This window comes from Streptomyces sp. DH12, assembly GCF_020873895.1.
In the GTDB taxonomy this organism is placed as follows: Bacteria; Actinomycetota; Actinomycetes; order Streptomycetales; family Streptomycetaceae; genus Streptomyces.
Map to the genome: position 1 here is coordinate 1 of NZ_JAHWGT010000982.1, position 462 is coordinate 462.

Below are 462 nucleotides of genomic sequence, written 5' to 3' on the forward strand. Positions count from 1 at the left end.
GGCCCTGACGTAGGGCTCCGCGTCCCAATTCGGTATTAGCTGTGTTGCAGTTGACCCAATCGCTCTGGTGTCGCGCCGCGCCCGCTGGATAGCGTTGGCGCGCTGATGTGACGCCTCGCCCCACCGGGAGCCGACTGTGAACCGCCGTCCCACCCTGCTCGCAGCGCTTGCGCTGACCGCCACCGCGGCGTTGACGCTGTCCGCGTGCGGCAGCGACGACGACAGTCCGTCCAAGGACGCTGACGAGGTCGTCGGCGCCGACACCGGAGGCGGGAAATCGGCGTCGCCGAGTGAATCGGCCGCAGCGTCCACGGACCGGCCCAAGATCGAACTGCCGCCGGACCTCAAGCTGACCTTCGAGGGCGGCGAGACGGGGGACCCCGTCAAGGACGCGATCCTGGCGGACAGTGCGGAGCGGATGCGTGCCGTGGACGCCGCGATCACAGGAACGGATCCCAAGGG

The 462-nt window shown here is 69.3% G+C and carries 1 pseudogene; it reads left to right on the plus strand.

The window, feature by feature from the left end:
- Positions 1–136: 136 nt before the first annotated feature.
- Positions 137–462: pseudogene (locus LPA54_RS38100) on the plus strand (hypothetical protein); the annotation flags it as partial.